13 protein-coding genes, 1 tRNA gene and 1 pseudogene are annotated in these 12,913 nt (G+C 73.8%); 6 read left to right on the forward strand and 9 right to left on the reverse strand.

Annotated features, from left to right (window positions below; translation table 11 throughout):
* Positions 1-2: 2 nt before the first annotated feature.
* Entirely contained in the window at positions 3-584 is a 582-nt protein-coding gene (gene dcd / locus ACQ95T_RS17160; RefSeq protein WP_425942054.1) for a dCTP deaminase, read from the reverse strand.
* Between the two features lie 101 nt (positions 585-685).
* Here dcd and ACQ95T_RS17165 point away from each other — a divergent pair.
* The 3 genes and pseudogenes from ACQ95T_RS17165 (at position 686) to ACQ95T_RS17175 (ending at position 1,910) form a co-directional block, all read left to right on the forward strand.
* Positions 686-759: transfer RNA gene (locus ACQ95T_RS17165), tRNA-Gly, on the forward strand.
* Positions 760-990: 231 nt separating this feature from the next.
* Entirely contained in the window at positions 991-1,452 is a 462-nt protein-coding gene (locus tag ACQ95T_RS17170) for a VOC family protein (protein WP_425942056.1), read from the forward strand.
* Positions 1,453-1,548: 96 nt separating this feature from the next.
* Positions 1,549-1,910, forward strand: a pseudogene (locus ACQ95T_RS17175) (VOC family protein).
* Between the two features lie 71 nt (positions 1,911-1,981).
* Here the strand turns inward: ACQ95T_RS17175 and cutA are convergent.
* Genes cutA through ACQ95T_RS17190 form a run of 3 tightly spaced genes read right to left on the reverse strand, consistent with a single transcriptional unit; the run spans position 1,982 to position 3,818 of the window.
* Positions 1,982-2,470 carry a divalent-cation tolerance protein CutA gene (gene cutA, locus ACQ95T_RS17180; RefSeq protein ID WP_425942059.1) on the reverse strand — a complete coding sequence of 163 codons (489 nt, stop codon included), beginning with the start codon at positions 2,468-2,470 and terminating at the stop codon, positions 1,982-1,984.
* Complete coding sequence (locus ACQ95T_RS17185) at positions 2,467-3,627, reverse strand: aminotransferase class III-fold pyridoxal phosphate-dependent enzyme (RefSeq protein ID WP_431473850.1); 1,161 nt, start codon at positions 3,625-3,627, stop codon at positions 2,467-2,469. The genes cutA and ACQ95T_RS17185 overlap by 4 nt, the downstream gene beginning before the upstream one ends.
* Positions 3,624-3,818, reverse strand: a complete 195-nt coding sequence (locus ACQ95T_RS17190) for a hypothetical protein (RefSeq protein WP_431473152.1) — start codon at positions 3,816-3,818, stop codon at positions 3,624-3,626. Before ACQ95T_RS17190 ends, ACQ95T_RS17185 begins: the two co-directional genes overlap by 4 nt.
* Before the next feature lie 69 nt (positions 3,819-3,887).
* On the opposite strand from ACQ95T_RS17190, the gene ACQ95T_RS17195 reads away from it, so the two are divergent.
* Positions 3,888-5,540, forward strand: a complete 1,653-nt coding sequence (locus ACQ95T_RS17195) for an AMP-binding protein (protein WP_425942063.1) — start codon at positions 3,888-3,890, stop codon at positions 5,538-5,540.
* Between the two features lie 216 nt (positions 5,541-5,756).
* Here ACQ95T_RS17195 and ACQ95T_RS17200 read toward each other — a convergent pair whose 3' ends face one another.
* From ACQ95T_RS17200 to ACQ95T_RS17210, 3 genes are all read right to left on the reverse strand, one after another.
* Positions 5,757-6,587, reverse strand: coding sequence for an SDR family NAD(P)-dependent oxidoreductase (locus ACQ95T_RS17200; protein ID WP_425942065.1), 831 nt, complete (start codon positions 6,585-6,587; stop codon positions 5,757-5,759).
* A gap of 44 nt (positions 6,588-6,631) precedes the next feature.
* Positions 6,632-7,498 carry a formyltetrahydrofolate deformylase gene (gene purU, locus ACQ95T_RS17205; protein ID WP_425942067.1) on the reverse strand — a complete coding sequence of 289 codons (867 nt, stop codon included), beginning with the start codon at positions 7,496-7,498 and terminating at the stop codon, positions 6,632-6,634.
* 231 nt (positions 7,499-7,729) lie between these two features.
* Positions 7,730-9,433 carry a P1 family peptidase gene (locus ACQ95T_RS17210; protein ID WP_431473153.1) on the reverse strand — a complete coding sequence of 568 codons (1,704 nt, stop codon included), beginning with the start codon at positions 9,431-9,433 and terminating at the stop codon, positions 7,730-7,732.
* Positions 9,434-9,516: 83 nt separating this feature from the next.
* Between ACQ95T_RS17210 and ACQ95T_RS17215 the strand changes: the two genes are divergently transcribed.
* Both ACQ95T_RS17215 and ACQ95T_RS17220 read left to right on the forward strand, forming a co-directional pair.
* Positions 9,517-10,362 (forward strand): MFS transporter, encoded by an 846-nt coding sequence (locus tag ACQ95T_RS17215; RefSeq protein ID WP_431473154.1) that lies wholly within the window; start codon positions 9,517-9,519, stop codon positions 10,360-10,362.
* Between the two features lie 46 nt (positions 10,363-10,408).
* Positions 10,409-10,843 carry an MFS transporter gene (locus ACQ95T_RS17220; protein WP_431473155.1) on the forward strand — a complete coding sequence of 145 codons (435 nt, stop codon included), beginning with the start codon at positions 10,409-10,411 and terminating at the stop codon, positions 10,841-10,843.
* A 56-nt stretch (positions 10,844-10,899) separates the two neighbouring features.
* Here ACQ95T_RS17220 and ACQ95T_RS17225 read toward each other — a convergent pair whose 3' ends face one another.
* Complete coding sequence (locus ACQ95T_RS17225) at positions 10,900-11,757, reverse strand: ATP-binding cassette domain-containing protein (protein WP_431473156.1); 858 nt, start codon at positions 11,755-11,757, stop codon at positions 10,900-10,902.
* A gap of 107 nt (positions 11,758-11,864) precedes the next feature.
* Positions 11,865-12,839, reverse strand: coding sequence for an ABC transporter ATP-binding protein (locus ACQ95T_RS17230; RefSeq protein WP_431473157.1), 975 nt, complete (start codon positions 12,837-12,839; stop codon positions 11,865-11,867).
* Positions 12,840-12,913: the final 74 nt, after the last annotated feature.

The following is a 12,913-nucleotide window of genomic DNA, read 5'->3' on the forward strand; positions in this document are numbered from 1 at the left end:
CCCTACGAGACGATCTGGGTGCGGTGGAAGTTGGCCCACGAGCGGCTGGCGGTCGGGCCGCGCTGCCCCTGGTAGTGGCTGCCGCGCACGTCCGAGCCGTAGGGGTGCTCCGCCGGCGAGCTGAGCTGGAAGAAGCAGAGCTGGCCGATCTTCATCCCCGGGTGCAGCACGATCGGCAGGGTCGCCACGTTGGACAGCTCCAGGGTCACGTGCCCGGTGAAGCCGGGGTCCACGAAGCCGGCCGTCGCGTGGGTGAGCAGCCCCAGCCGTCCCAGCGAGCTCTTGCCCTCGACCCGGGCGGCGACGTCGTCGGGGAGGCTGACCTCCTCGTAGGTCGACCCGAGCACGAACTCCCCGGGGTGCAGCACGAACGACTCGTCCGGCTCCACCTCGACCAGCCGGGTGAGGTCGGGCTGGTCCTGGGCGGGGTCGATGACCGGGTACTTGTGGTTGTCGAAGAGCCGGAAGAAGCGGTCCAGCCGCACGTCCACGCTGGAGGGCTGGACCATCACCGGGTCCCACGGGTCGAGCACGACCCTGCCGGCGTCGATCTGGGCGCGGATGTCGCGGTCGGAGAGCAGCACGGCAGCCACTGTAGTGGGCGCGTCCCCGGCCTGGTTTCGGGGCGACTGCGCAGGTGGGGTATGCTCTCTACCCGACCCGGGAGACCTCGGGTCGGATGCGCGCGGGCGTAGTTCAATGGTAGAACATCAGCTTCCCAAGCTGAATACGCGAGTTCGATTCTCGTCGCCCGCTCCACCCAGGAAGGCCCCGCCGGTCACCACCGTCGGGGCCTTTCTCGTCCCGGTCACCGGGGTGCCGAAGCCTTCGCGCCTGGGCGGGCATCCTGGGTTCCGCCCCTCGTCCGGGCACGGGGGGTTTCCGCCCCTCGTCCGGGCACGGGGGGTTCCGCCGGACCGGGTGCTGCGGCACAGTGGGTGTGCCGTGCCGGTGCGGCACGGCATACCCGGTCCAGGAAGGCGAGGCGCGATGAGCCGTCAGATCCAGGTCACCTTCGACGCGCACGACCCCCGGGCGCTGTCCGTCTTCTGGCGGGACGTGCTCGGCTACGTCCATCCGCCGCCGCCGGGCGTCGACCTGCCGGAGGGGGCCGACCCGCTGGCGGCCTGGGACGATTTCCTCGAGCAGGCCGGGGTGCCCCAGGAGCAGCGCAACAGCGCCTCCGCGCTGGAGGACCCGGACGGGTCGGGGCCGCGGCTGTACTTCCAGCAGGTGCCCGAGGACAAGGTCGCCAAGAACCGGCTCCACCTGGACGTACGCACCGCCTCCGACCTGCGGGGCGAGGAGAGGATGGCGGCGCTGGAGACCGAGTGCGAGCGCCTGCTGGCCCTCGGCGCCACCCGCCTGCAGCGGTTCGAACCCGACCCGCCGATGAGCGTCGGCTTCATCGTCATGGCCGATCCCGAGGGCAACGAGTTCTGCCTGGACTGACCGGACGAGGACCCTCCCCCACGGCCGGGATCGGTGCCACGATGAGGGTGAGCCGCCCCCGCCGCAGGAGGGGCGGCCCGTTCCAGAGGAGACACCATGGCTCACGGAGACATCACCCACATCGACATCCCGGTCTCGGACATGGACCGCGCCCAGGCCTTCTACAGCACCCTCTTCGGCTGGCATATCGCGGAGCTGCCCGGGTTCGAGGGCTACCCGATGTGGCAGGCGCCGAACGAGATCAGCGGCGGTGGCCTGACGCCCCGCAGCGAGGGCTTCACCCAGCCGCGGTCCTACGTCGAGGTGGACTCGATCGAGGAGACGCTGCGGGCGGTGCAGGACCAGGGCGGCCGCGTCGTGATGGACCGCAGTCCGATCAGCGAGACCAGCTGGTGGGCGATCTTCGAGGCCCGGACGGCAACACCGTCGGCCTGTACGAGGGGACGACGGACACCTGAGGCCTGGCCGCCCGGGCCGGCTGGCGGAACCGCGGATCTGCTCGGGGCTGGTCGCCGGAGTCGCCGACCCCTCAGGGCTGGCCGCCGTCGTGCCCCGTCAGCTCGGCGTCGTCGATGCCGTCGGAGTGCTGCCGGACCCAGGAGGCGTACTCGCCCAGCGCCTGGGTGATGGGCACCGCGACGACCTCGGGCACGTCGTAGCTGTGCAGGGTGCGCACCGCCCGGGCCACGTCGGGGAAGGCCTCCTCGGTCGTCTTGGCGACCAGCAGCCACTCCTGGTTGCGGTGCACCTCGCCGTCCCACGTGTAGACCGAGGTCATCGGCCCGAGCACCTGCACGCAGGCCGCCAGCTGCCGGGCGACGAGGTCGCTGGCGATGCGCTGGGCCATGTCGGTGTCGGGCACGCTGACGTGCGCCTCCACGAGGGCGGGGTGCTGCCCCGCGCTGTCGGCACCCGCGTCGTCCGTCTCCTCCGTCACGCCGCGGGCGGCCGCCAGCGAGAGCGCCCGTCCCTCCCCCGCGAGGTGCCGGACCCCGCGCCCGGGACCCTCGGTGCTCACCCGACCACCTCGGTCAGCGCCGCGCCGAGCGTCTCGACGGCGGAGGCGGCCTCCTCGTGCGTGATGACCAGCGGCGGCGCCACGTGGATCCGGTTGGCCACGACGAGCGGCCACACCCCTCGCTCCTGGCAGGCGGCGGCGACCTTCTTCATCGTGCCGGCGTCCAGCGGCTCGCGGGTGTCCGGGTCGGCGACGAGCTCCAGGGCCCAGAAGGCCCCCAGCCCGCGCGCCTCGCCGACGACGCCGTGCTGCTCCGCCAGCGCCTGCAGCCCGGGTCCGAGCGTGCGCTCCCCCAGCTCCCGGGCGTGCTCGACGATGCCGTCCTCGTGCAGGATCCGCAGGGACGCGACCGCCGACGCCGTGGCCAGCGCGTGCCCGGAGTAGGTCAGTCCGCCCGGGTAGGGCACGTCGTCGAAGGTCCGGGCGATCTCGTCGGACATGAGAACGCCGCCGAGCGGGACGTAGCCGGAGTTGACGCCCTTGGCGAAGCTGATGAGGTCCGGCGCGATCCCCGCGTGGTCGAACCCGAACCATGCGCCCGTCCGCCCGAAGCCGACCATCACCTCGTCGGCGATGAGCATGATGCCGTGCTCGTCGCACAGCTCGCGCACCCCCTGCAGGTAGCCCGGCGTCGGCGGCAGCACCCCGGCGCTGCCGACCACGCTCTCCAGCACGATCGCCGCCACGTGCTGCGGCCCCTCGGCCTCGACGGTGTGCCGCAGGTGGGTCAGCGCCCGCTCGGTCTCCTCCTCCGGCGTGCTCGACCAGAACTCGCTGCGGTAGAGGTAGGGCCCCCAGAAGTGGAAGACCCCGGGCACCGCCGGCTCCGATCCCCAGCGGCGGGGCTCCCCGGTCAGGGATGCCGAGCCCGCGGTGGAGCCGTGGTAGCTGCGGTAGGCGGCCAGGATCTTCTGCCGCCCGGTGTGGTGGCGGGCCATCCGGGTGGCGTGCTCGTTGGCCTCGGTGCCGCCGTTGGTGAAGAAGACCTTGTTCATCCCCTCCGGGGCCACGGCCGCGACGGCCGCGGCCGCCTCGGCGCGCGACTCCTCGTAGAACGACGGCGCCACGGTGGTGATCCGCATCGCCGCGTCCGCGATCGCCCGGCTCAGCGCGGGGTGCTGGTAGCCCAGGTTGGCGTTGACCAGCTGGCTGGTCAGGTCGAGGAACCGGCGACCCCGGAAGTCCCAGAACCACGCCCCCCCTCACCCCCCGCGAGCGGCAGCGGGTCGACCGCCTTCTGCGCCGACCACGAGGTGAACACGTGCGCCTTGGAGAGCTCCCGGATCCGCGCCTCGCGGGCGGGGTCGGCGGCGGGGACGGAGGGGTCGGCGGCGGGAGTGTCGGTCATGCCTCCCGAGTATGCCGTGCGCGCGCCCCCGGGTGGTGCCCCGCGCCCGGCCGGGGGCAGGATGGCTCCATGGCCGACAGCGAAGTCCGCACCCCCTCCCCGGAGCTCTCGCACACCCGGGGGCGCGACGACATACCCCTCCTGGAGGGGACCATCGGGCAGGCGCTGGACGCGACCGCCCGTCGGCAGGGGGACCGGCAGGCGCTCGTCGAGTCGGCCAGCGGCCGGCGGTGGTCCTGGTCCGAGCTGCTCCAGGACGTGGACCTGCTGGCACGGGCGTTCATCGCCTCGGGGGTGCGCACCGGCGACCGGGTGGGGATCTGGGCGCCGAACTGCGCGGAGTGGACGCTCGTGCAGCTGGCCACCGCCAAGATGGGCGCGATCCTGGTCAACATCAACCCCTCCTACCGCACCCACGAGCTGGCCTACGTGATCAATCAGTCGGGGATCAGCACGATCGTGGTGGCGGAAGCCTTCCGCAGCAGCGACTACCCGGCGATGGTCGAGGAGGTGCGGCGCGGGTGCCCGTCGTTGGCGCAGGTGCTCGTCATCGGCAGCTCCGGGTGGGATGAGTTCCGCGGTGGATCGCACCAGGTCACCCGCGACCGGCTCGCGGAGGCGCAGAGCCGGCTCTCGCCGACCGACCCGATCAACATCCAGTACACCTCCGGGACCACCGGCTTCCCCAAGGGCGCGACCCTCTCGCACCGCAACATCCTCAACAACGGCTGGTTCGTGGGCGTGGGCTGCGGCTACACCGAGGAGGACGTGGTCTGCATCCCGGTGCCCTTCTACCACTGCTTCGGGATGGTCATGGGCAACCTGGCCTGTGTCACTCACGGGGCGTGCATGGTCATCCCCGGGCCGGGGTTCGACCCGGCGGCGACCCTGACGGCGGTGCGCGAGGAGTCCTGCACCTCGCTGTACGGGGTGCCGACGATGTTCATCGCGATGTTCGAGCTCATCGACGCCGACCAGGGGTTCTCGGTCGAGGACCTGGCCACGGTGCGGACCGGGATCATGGCCGGGTCGCTGTGCCCCGCGTCGGTGATGCAGCGGCTCATCGACGCCGGGGTGCGCGACATGACGATCGCCTACGGGATGACCGAGACCTCGCCGGTGTCGACCCAGACCTCGCCCCGGGACCCGTTCGAGAAGAAGGTCGGGACCGTCGGGCGGGTCGGCCCGCACCTGGAGATCCAGATCGTGGACCCGGTGACCCGGGAGGTCGTGCCGCGGGGGCAGCCCGGGGAGTTCTGCACGAAGGGCTACTCGGTGATGCTGGGCTACTGGGAGGAGCCGGAGAAGACGGCCGAGGTGGTGCGCGACGGGTGGATGGCCACCGGCGACATCGGGGTGATGGACGAGCAGGGTTACGTGGAGATCACCGGCCGGATCAAGGACATGGTCATCCGCGGCGGGGAGAACATCTATCCGCGCGAGATCGAGGAGTTCCTCATGTCCCACCCGGACGTGGTCGACGCCCAGGTCGTGGGGGTGCCGGACGAGAAGTACGGCGAGGAGCTGATGGCCTGGCTGCGGCTGCGCGCGGGGGCGCCGCGGCTGGACGTCGAGGCCGTGCGGGAGTTCTGCTCCGGGAAGCTGGCGCACTACAAGATCCCGCGCTACGTGCAGGTGACCGAGGAGTTCCCGATGACGGTCACCGGCAAGATCCGCAAGGTGGAGCTGCGAGAGAAGGGCGAGCAGCTGATCCAGGAGTGAGGCGGGGCGAGCGGGGGGGAGAGGCGCCGGCCGGGGCGAGCGCGAGGAACGCCGGCCGGGGCGAGCGCGAGGGACGCCGGCCGGGGCGAGCGCGGGGAGTGACGCCGGCCGGGGCCGCAGCGCACTCTCGTCCGGTTCCTGGCAGATGGCCTCTGCGCGACCTGCGGAAACGTCCGGGCCCGCGTCAAGAACCGGCTGACGGTCGCGGCGGAAGCCTCAGGTCGGGGGCGTGAACCGCCCGTCGATCGCCGTCCACCCCCCGTCGACCATCACCTGGCTGCCGGTGACGAAGCTCGCGGCGTCCGAGGCCAGCCAGCAGACGGCCCCCACCATCTCCTCGGGCCGGGCCCACCGGCCGAGCGCCGACTTCTCCGCGTAGGCCCTCCCCCAGTCGGCGTCGTCGCGGATCTGCTGCGTCAGCGGCGTCTCGACGACACCGGGCGCCACCGCGTTGACGCGCACCCCGGCCGGCCCGAGCTCGGCCGACAGGGTCCGCACCAGCTGCATCGCCCCGGCCTTCGTCGCCGCGTACGCCCCCTGCCCCGGCTCGACGGTCACCGCCCGGATGGAGGTCATCACCACGACCGACCCAGTCCCCCGGTCGACCATCCGCGGCGCGAACGCCCGGGCGGCGGTGAAGGTCGCGCGCAGGTTGAGCGCGACGACACGGTCGAACTCCTCGACCGTGTAGTCCAGCAGCCGCTTGCGCACGTTGGTGGCCGCGGTCAGCACGAGCACGTCGACGTCGCCCAGCGCGGCGGCGAGCGCGTCCAGCGAGCGCTCGTCCAGGACGTCGACGAGGTATGCCGCGTGCCCTGCCCCGCCGGTCCCGTCACCCCCGTCGGTGGGCAGGTCCCCCTCGCCTCCGTTGTCGGACAGACGGTCCCGCACGGCGGCGGCCACCGCCTCGTCCTTGTCGAGGCAGCTCACCCGGGCCCCCTGGGCGGCCAGCCCGGCGGCGATCTCGGCCCCGATCCCGCCGCACCCCACCACCACCGCGTGCCGACCGTCGAGGCGGAACATGCGGGCGTAGTCGAGCGGCGTCATACCCCGATCCTGGCAGCGTGCGCCCCGGTGCTGCCAGGGGGAGGTCAGTTGAAGACGACCGTGCGCCCGCCGCGCAGCACGACCCGGTGCTCGGCGTGCCAGCGCACGGCCCGGGAGAACGCGGCGGCCTCGACCTCCTGGCCGGCCTGCGCCAGCTGCTCGGGCGTGAGCCGGTGGTCGACCCGGCGGAAGTCCTGCTCGATGATCGGCCCCTCGTCGAGGTCGGCGGTGACGTAGTGGGCGGTCGCGCCGATGACCTTCACGCCGCGGTCGTGCGCCTGGGTGTAGGGCTTGGCGCCCTTGAAGCTGGGCAGCAGCGAGTGGTGGATGTTGATGATGCGCCCCGACATGTCGGCGCACAGCTGCGGCGAGAGCACCTGCATGTAGCGCGCGAGCGCGATCGTGTCGACGTCGTGCTCGGCGAGCAGGTCCCGCAGGCGCTGCTCGGCCTGCGGCTTGGTGTCCCTGGTGACGGGGACGTGGTGGAACGGGATGCCGTGCCAGGCGGCGAGGTCGGCGAAGTCCTCGTGGTTGGACACGACGGCGGGGACCGTGATCGGGATCTGGCCGTTGCGCGCCCGGAAGAGCAGGTCGTTGAGGCAGTGGCCCATCCGGCTGACCATGACGAGCACCCGGTGCGGCCTGGCCCGGTCGTGGACGTCCCACTGGGCGCCGAACCGGTCCCCCACAGGTGCGAACGCCGCACGCAGCTCCTTGAGGGGCGCAGGCCCACCCTCGCGCCGCAGCTCCATCCGCAGGTGGAACTCTCCGCTGGAGGGATCGGCGAACTGCTGGCTGTCGGTGATCGTCAGGCCCTGCTCCAGGGCCACCCCGGAGACGGCGTGGACGATCCCGGGGCGGTCGGGGCAGGACAGGGTGAGGACGACGTCGCGTCCGGGCTCGGCGGTCACGGGGAGCGAGTCTAGGCCGGGTGGCTGCACTCCCGTGAGGCGCTCCCTCCCGGGGTGAGGTCGGGTCGTCGCGACCTCCATCGGCCTGTACGGCGATGGAGGTCGGTGGAAGCCGACCTCACGGGAGACGGGTCACCACACGGTAGGACGGGTCACCACACGGGAGGACGGGTCACCACACGGCGCTGGGGAAGGCGTCGACGTAACCCCGCCAGGTACCCGCCGACGTCGTCACGGTCGGGGCGGCCAGCGTGGCGCGCACCATCGCCCGGGCCACCACGTCGGCCGCCCCCTGGAGCAGCTGGTGCATCGCCCACGCGTCGGGAGCGTCCCGCTCTCCGGTCGCCAGCGTGAACAGCGTGTCCCCCCGTCGAACATCGTGTGCGCCGGCACGACCGCCCGCGCCATGCCGTCGTGCCCGCTCATCGCCAGCCGCGACGCCTGCGCCTTGGTCAGGGCGGCGTCGGTGCCGATCACCCCGATCGTCGTGGCCAGCGTGCGGGGCAGGGCCTCGGACCCCAGCTCGGCGGCGCGCGTACGGGCGGCCTCGACGTCCACCGGCTCGGGGGTGTGCAGCCGCGCACCCTCGGGGAAGCCCGGGAGGTCCTCCAGGTCGCGGGCCAGGAGCCGGTCGGCGGCGTAGAGCTCGCCGGTGGCCGGGTCGACCGTGGACCCGACGGCGTTGAGGACGATGAGCGCCGCCACGGTCGTCCCGTCGTCGAGCACCAGGCTGGCGGTGCCGACGCCGCCCTTGAGGCCACCGGCGACCTGGGCGCCGGTGCCCGCGCCGACGGCTCCGACCGGAGGCGCGGCGGCATACCCCTCGGAGCCGGTGGCGAGCGCGTCCTGGGCGCGCTCGCAGGCCTGCCGGCCGAACGACGCGTCCGGCGTGCTCGTCCAGCGTCCGCCGCGGCCCAGGTCGAAGATGACGGCGCCGGGCACGATCGGGACCACCTGGCCGGGGGCGCCCATCGGGAAGCCGCGGCCCTCGTCGAGCAGCCAGCGCATCACCCCGTCGGCGGCCGCGAGCCCGAACGCCGAGCCGCCGGACAGCGACACGGCGTGCACCCGGTCGACGAGGTTGTGCGGGTCCAGCAGGTCGGTCTCGCGGGTGCCGGGACCGCCGCCGCGGACGTCGACCCCGCCCACGGCGCCCTGCGGCGGGGCGAGGACGACGGTGGAGCCGGTGAGCCACCCGTCGCCGGATGCGGTGTGATGGCCGACCGCGAGGCCGGCGACGTCGACGAGCGAGTTGGTGGGGCCGGCGGTGGGCTCGGTCGTCATGGTGCTCCTCCTGGGTCGTGCTGGGGCGGGCTGGGCAACGAGTCGTCGGCGACGAGGGAGACCATCCTCCAGAGCCGCTTCGGCTGGTCGGTGGTCGGTGGGCGTTCGGCTGCGGTCGATCGCGCGGTCCATGAGCTGCTCGAGCTCACCGCTCAGCCAGCGCACGTCCTCCTCGGTCAGCTCGACCAGGCCGGTGTGGATGGCGGCACGGGTGCTCTCCGCCCGCCCGCTGCCCCACGCCGCCGCCCACGCGGTGATGCGGTCGACGAGGTCGTGCAGGTCGAGGGCCTCCTGGTCCATGAAAGAGCGCAGCACGAGCTCGTCGTCGGCGCTGACCGGGCCCTCCGGCGGCCGGACGGTGAAGCCGCTGCCGGCGGCCACCCAGACCCGGTCGCGTCGGTCCCGGGCGTGCTCGGGCGCCTCCACGATCAGGCCGGCCCTGGCGAGCTGGCGCAGGTGGAAGCTGACCGAGTTGGCCGGGGCCCCGACGAGCTCGGCCAGGTCGGTCGCGCGACGGGGCACGTCCTCGTGCATCAGCTCCAGGAGACGGCGGCGCATCGGATGGGCCATCGCCTTGAGCATGGGCGAGGTGAGCCGGACGGCTCCGGACGCCGGGTCGGCGACGGGCTCGGAGGGTGGGTCGTCGGTCATGACGGCACCCTACCGATCATTCCGCAGAGAAAGTTGCGCACTTTCTATTGCGCAATTATTCGTGCGGGTCTACCGTCTGTGCCATGACCACCACCGCACCGGCCACCTCCTCGGCCGCCAGCACCGACGCTGCCTCCTCAGCCGGCCACGGGGCCGCTGCCGCCACCGGCGGAGCCCCTGCCACGTCCGCCCCTGCGCTCCACCGCCAGCGGGCCTACTGGGCCTGGCTGCTCAGCGACACCGGGCAGGCCCTGGGCTCCTCGCTGCAGTTCTTCCTCGTCCCCCTGCTCGTCGTCCTCGTCAGCGGCAGCGCCGCCGCGGCCGGGACGGTCGCCGCGCTCGGCGTCGGGGGGCGCATCGCCACGACCCTCCTCGGCGGGGTGCTCGCCGACCGCCACGACCTGCGCCACCTGATGATGCTCAGCGGGGCGGGAGCTGCGGCGGTCGTCACCGGCATGGTCGTGGTCCTGCGGCTGGACCTCGGCCTGCTGGCGCTCGGCGCGCTCAACCTGCTGGCGGGCGTCCGCGCCGGCCTGCTGGCCGGCGCCTCCGACGCGGCGCTCAAGCAGGTCGTGCCCGCCCCCCTGCTGCCCACCGCCTCCAGCGCCAACCAGGCCCGGGACGCCGCCGTGGCGATGGGCGGCCCGCCGCTCGGCGGGGTCCTGCTGGGGATCGGCGCGGTGCCCGCGCTCGCCGCGGCGGGTGCGGCATACCTCGTGGCCGCGGCGGGCGCCCTGGTGCTCCGGGGCGACTTCCGGCCCGAGCGGACGACCACTGCCGCGTCCGTGCGCGCCGAGGCCGTCGAAGGCCTGCGGTGGCTGTGGGCGCGCGCCGAGCTGCGGCGGGTCATGACCGTGGCCCTGCTCCTCAACCTCGGGCTCAACGCGGCCGTGACGACGCTGCTCTACCACCTGGCCACGACCGTGTGAGGACCCGGCGCGCATCGGCCTGGTCTCGACCGCGCTCGGCGTCGGGATGCTCGTGGGCGCGGTGGCCGCCGGCCCGGTCGTGCAGCGCTTCCCGTCGGGCCTGGTGGCGATGGCGGGGATGTCGCTGGCGGGGCTGTCCATGCTCGTGCTGCCGTTCGTCCCCGGGTTCTGGGGCACCCTGGCGGTGCTGACCGTCGGCATCCTCGGCGGGCCGGCGACCAACGCGGCGATGATGAGCTACCTCATGCACCAGACGCCGCGTCGGGTGCTGGGCCGGGTGATGAGCGCGGCCGAGCTGGTGGGCGCCGGTGCCCTGCCGCTCGCACCGGTGCTGGCGGGGTGGGGCCTGAGCCTGCTCGGGCTGCGGCCCACCCTGCTGGTGTGCGCCGGCGTCTGCCTGCTCGCCGTCGGGGCGGTGCTGTCCAGCCGGGCGCTGCGCACCCTGCCGCGTCCGGCCGACTGGGCCTCCTCCGAGGCGTGAGTCCGCCGCCGGGCCCGGCACCCGGGCCCTCGGCGCGTGCTCGGGTGCCCGGGACCTCAGCCCGCCTCGCCCGTCGCCCCCACCTCACCCGTCGCCCCGGGGTCCTGCCCCCGCCGCGCCACGTCGGCGGCCAGCTCCCTCGCCGTCCGGCCGGCGAGGGCACTCGTGAGGTCGGGCACGGCGGCGAGCAGCTGCTGGGTGTACGGGTGTTGCGGGTCGGTCCACAGCTGTTCCGTCGGCGCCACCTCGACGAACTCCCCCCGCCGCATCACCGCCACCCGGTCGCACACGTGGCGCACGACGGACAGGTCGTGGGAGACGAAGACCAGCGTCAGGTCGAACTCCTCGACGACCTCGTCGATGAGGTTGAGCACCTGCGCGCGGACGGACACGTCGAGGGCGCTGACCGGTTCGTCGGCGACCAGGATGTCCGGCCCCGGGGCGAGCGCGCGGGCGACCGAGATGCGCTGGCGCTGGCCGCCGGAGAACTGATGCGGGTAGCGGTCCGCCGCCTCGGCCGACATCCCGACCGCCACGAGCAGCTCGTCCACCCGCGCCCGGTTGTCGTGCCGGCCCTGGGCGACCAGCGGCTCGGCGATGATGTCGCGCACGCGCATCCGCGGGTCGAGGCTGCTCATCGGGTCCTGGAAGACCAGCTGCAGCGTCTCGCGCAGCCAGCCCAGCCGGCGCGCGGGCTGGTCGTGCACCGGCCGGCCCTCGACGAGGATCTCCCCCGCCGTCGGCTGGTCGAGCCCGCTGATGAGCCGCAGGAGGGTCGACTTGCCCGACCCGGACTCGCCCACGATGCCGAACCGTTCGCCCCGGGCGATCGTGGCGGACACGTCGCGGACGGCGTCGACGACCGGCGCAGGGGTCAGCAGCGACGTGCGCCGGCGCCGGAACTGCCGGCCCACCCCGCGCAGCTCGACGGCGGGGACGGTCGGGTCGGCCGCACCGACCCCGTCGGTTACGTCGGCCCCGTCGGCGGACGCGGCCCGGGCGGGGCGGGCGGCGGGCTCTCTCAGCCATCCCCCTCACCTCCTGCGGGGTGGAAGCAGGCATAGCCGTATGCGGTCGCGCCCGCCGCGTGCTCCCCGCGCGCCGTCCACGGCGGCAGGGTCGCGCAGACGTCGGTGGCGTGCTCGCAGCGGGTCCGGAAGACGCAGCCGTCGGGGAAGCGGCCCGCCGGCGGGACCGTCCCCGGGATCGTCGGCAGCTGGGCCCGTCCGCGCCGACCGTCGGCCCCGGAGAGGTCGCTCGCGGCGACCAGCCCCTGCGTGTAGCGGTGCCGCGGGTCGGAGAACACCTCGTGGACGGGACCGGCCTCGACGATGCGGCCGCCGTACATGACCAGCACCCGCTCGCACACCGTCGCCACCACGCCCAGGTCGTGGGTGATGAAGAGCATCCCGGCGTGGCGGGCCTCCACGCCGCGCACGACGAGGTCGAGCACGGTCGCCTGCACGGTCACGTCCAGGGCGGTCGTCGGCTCGTCGCAGATGAGCAGCGCCGGGTCGTTGGCCAGGGCGATCGCCAGGACGACGCGCTGGCGCTGGCCGCCGGAGAGCTCGTGCGGATAGGCCCGGGCCACGTGCGCGGGGTCGGGCAGGCCGACCTGGTCGAGCAGCTCGACGGCCCGTCGACGGGCGTCCGCCGTCGAGCGGGTGCGGTGCAGGACCATCACCTCGGCGACCTGGGACCCCACCCGCATGGTCGGGTTGAGGGCGGTCATCGGCTCCTGGAAGACCATCGACATGCCGTCCCCGCGCAGCCGGGCCAGCTGCCGCTCGCCCAGCTGGAGCAGGTTGTGCTCCGCGGGGCTGCGCGCCGCGAGCCGCACGTCGCCCCCGGCAGACAGTCCCTCGGGCAGCAGGCCCATGACGGCCAGGGCGGTCAACGACTTCCCCGACCCGGACTCGCCGATCAGCCCCACCCGCTCGCCCCGGTCGATCGAGAACGAGACGTCCTGCAGCAGCGGCGTGGACCCGGCGTGCACGTCCAGGCCGGTGACCTGCAGGAGGTGCGGTCGGGCACCTCGGGCACGTCCCGGCCGCCGCCCTCCTCCGGCCG

Origin of the sequence: Ornithinimicrobium carbonis, assembly GCF_050703245.1 — a bacterium.
GTDB lineage: Bacteria > Actinomycetota > Actinomycetes > Actinomycetales > Dermatophilaceae > Ornithinicoccus.